The 2,876-nt window shown below is 54.0% G+C and carries 3 protein-coding genes; 1 reads left to right on the forward strand and 2 read right to left on the reverse strand.

Features of this window, described 5'->3' with window-relative positions:
• Nucleotides 1-116: 116 nt before the first annotated feature.
• A complete protein-coding gene (locus tag BOW51_RS09215) occupies nt 117-1,550 on the reverse strand; it encodes a M16 family metallopeptidase (RefSeq protein ID WP_245828655.1) in 1,434 nt (477 codons plus the stop codon).
• Nucleotides 1,551-1,754: 204 nt separating this feature from the next.
• On the opposite strand from BOW51_RS09215, the gene plsY reads away from it, so the two are divergent.
• On the forward strand, nt 1,755-2,360 hold the full coding sequence (gene plsY, locus BOW51_RS09220; RefSeq protein ID WP_078477468.1) for a glycerol-3-phosphate 1-O-acyltransferase PlsY: 606 nt from the start codon (nt 1,755-1,757) through the stop codon (nt 2,358-2,360).
• On the opposite strand, the gene BOW51_RS09225 is transcribed toward plsY, so the two are convergent.
• Nucleotides 2,361-2,876: tRNA (adenosine(37)-N6)-threonylcarbamoyltransferase complex transferase subunit TsaD (locus tag BOW51_RS09225; RefSeq protein WP_370738166.1), on the reverse strand; the 516-nt coding region annotated here is incomplete at its 5' end.

Consider the following 2,876-nt stretch of genomic DNA (forward strand, 5'->3'; position numbering starts at 1 on the left):
CATGTACGTACATCACCTTGGTGTCCTTGGCGGTAGTCCATGACTGGATTTCAGGCGTTGCCTGTACCGTCAGCGGCAACAGAAGCAACAGCAATAGAGTGAAGAGCCTGCGGCCGTTATGAGCCATGCTTCACCCCCACGTGCGGCCTGGACTTTGATTCGGCTTGCTTCTCATCCATTGGCTGCGGATCGAGAACAGCGATCGTCATGTTATCCGGCTGCAGGTAACGTTGTGCGACCTCCTGCACCTGTTCCGGTGTTACCGCCCTGAGTTTCTCAACATAGGTATCGGTCAGGCGCCAATCAAGTCCGACTGTCTCCAGCATGCCTATCTGCATCGCCTGGTAGAAGACAGAATCTTTCTCATACACCTTGCTGGCAACCGTCTGGGTTACCACGCGCTTGAGTTCATCCGCAGCGACAGGCTCAGCCTTGACCTTTTCAATCTCGGAGAGCAACGCTTTCTCCAGGTCCTTGATACTGCGTCCCTCGGCAGGCACGCCGTCAAACAGCATCATTCCGGGAAGACGTGTGTAGGCGTCATAACTGGCGCCTGCACTGTTAGCGATACTGCTGCCACGAATCAGAGAACGGCTCAGGCGCGCGCTGTCGCCACCATCAAGAATGGCTGCAAGCGCCTCGAGTGCATAGGGTTCCCATGCTGCCTCTTCACTGACCGAGGTAACAACCGGAGCCTTGAAGCCCATTATCAGGTAAGGCTGTTTTGCCGGTGCCTTGACCTGCAGGCGCGTCACGCCATTGTGCGCAGGTTCGACAGGTGTATTCATGACCGGCAGGTCAGACGGCGGCAACTTGCCAAAAGTCTCCTGCGCCATTGTGTGAATCTTTTCTGCGTCGACATCACCAACCACGACAAGTGTTGCATTGTTTGGTGCATACCAGCGCTGGTACCAGGCGCGCAAGTCTTCAATCTTCAGGTTCTCGAGATCGCTCATCCAGCCGATGATCGGACGACGATAGGGAAGCACACGCCAGGCCACGGCATTGAACTGCTCGTAGGTCAGTGATGTTGGCTTGTCCTCGGTGCGCAGACGGCGCTCTTCTGTGACGACATCGCGCTCCTTCTGAAACTCCTCCTCGTCGAGCAACAGGTTACGCATGCGATCTGCCTCGAGATCAAAGGCGATATTCAAACGGTCTGAAGAGAGTGTCTGGAAATAGGCGGTGTAGTCACGGCCTGTAAAAGCGTTCTCGCGCCCGCCATTTTCGGAAATGATTTTCGAGAACTCATTCGGACCGTAGCGCTCGGTCCCCTTGAACATCAAGTGTTCAAGAACATGTGATATGCCTGTCTGCCCTTCCGGTTCGTAAGAAGAACCTACCTTGTACCAGACCTGTGAAACGGCGATGGGTGCACGATGATCTTCCTTGACGATCACCTTCATACCATTCTCAAGTTCGAATTCCTGTACCTGGGCTGCCTGTACGGCGAGAGGCAACAGAGAGATTGTGGCCAGCAATCCCAAAAAGGCCGATCCTGTCTTTGTCATACTGCTCCTGAACCTGTCTTCAATTATTGTTCTGATCATTAAGTGATTCTCCCGTATACACGGGTTCCATTCTTTATCTTTAAAGTTATTCTGCAGATTATGCCTGCCAAAAAGTTATTCTGCAGATTATGCCTGCCAACCCTGACGACTGCCATGTCGGATCTCAACATGGTGCAAACTGCTCGTCATAGATGCGCTTTTTTGACATACTGCATGCATGACAGGTTCAATCCAATTTTCCAAATGCCCGAAATAACCGTTTTCGCCTTGCTGCTGATCCCTGCTGGCTACCTGATAGGCTCCATTTCGAGTGCCATCATCGTTTGCCGCCTGATGGGACTGCCAGATCCCCGTGAACAGGGCTCAAAAAATCCCGGTGCTACCAATGTGTTACGCCTGGGTGGGAAGAAAGCAGCTGCGATTACACTCGCCGGGGATTGGCTGAAAGGCTTGCTGCCTGTTGTCGCTGCGCAGATGCTGGAACAGCCGCTTGAAATCATCGCACGTGTCGGCCTTGCAGCATTTCTCGGGCATCTCTACCCGGTATTCTTCGGTTTCAAAGGTGGTAAAGGTGTTGCCACGGCACTCGGTGTGCTGTTTGGTTTTTCACTACTGTCCGGGCTGGGCGTGGTTGCCGTGTGGCTGGTAATGGCTCTGCTGTTTCGCTACTCGTCGCTGGCTGCACTGACAGCCATGGCAGTGGCACCGCTGATCATTTACCTGCAGTGGAACAACGCTTTTCTTGCTGCCTGCCAAACCCTGATTACAGTGATTCTCTTCTGGCGCCACCGTACCAATATCCAGAGATTGCTGAACGGCACTGAAGGCAAGATCGGCCAGAAAGGCTAATCACCCCTTTTGTAGAGGCTCAAGCTCCGTCATCGGCCAGCGTGGTGTCACCTGGAATCCTGCATCTTCATCATGCAAGCCTGCCTGTAAACGCTGCCAACCGGCAAAAGCGATCATGGCGCCGTTGTCCGTACAGAATTCCGGGCGTGGATAGAGCACCTCAACACCTTTTTTCTTCAGCTCTGTTTCGAGCTTTTCGCGTAAACGGCGATTGGCGCTGACGCCACCAGCCATCACCAGGTGAGTCACCCTCGTCTGCTCAACCGCGCGACGACACTTGATGACCAGTGTGTCGACCACGGCATCTTCAAATGCACGTGCGATATCGGCACGTGTCTGATCATCGAGCGGTGCGTGCTTCTGCATGGTATTCAGGGCGAAGGTTTTCAGACCGCTGAAGCTGAAATCAAGACCCGGACGATCTGTCATCGGGCGTGGAAAACGGAACCTGTTTGCATCTCCCTGCTCGGCAAGCTTCGCCAGTTCCGGCCCACCGGGGTATGGCAAGCCAAGCAG

This window comes from Solemya elarraichensis gill symbiont (assembly GCF_002021095.1).
Taxonomy (GTDB): Bacteria; Pseudomonadota; Gammaproteobacteria; order Chromatiales; family Chromatiaceae.

Excerpts from the sequence above, each read along its gene's own strand:
- BOW51_RS09215 (WP_245828655.1), bottom strand. The coding sequence starts at position 1,550 with ATGATCAGAACAATAATTGAAGACAGGTTCAGGAGCAGTATGACAAAG.
- plsY (WP_078477468.1), top strand. The coding sequence starts at position 1,755 with ATGCCCGAAATAACCGTTTTCGCCTTGCTGCTGATCCCTGCTGGCTAC.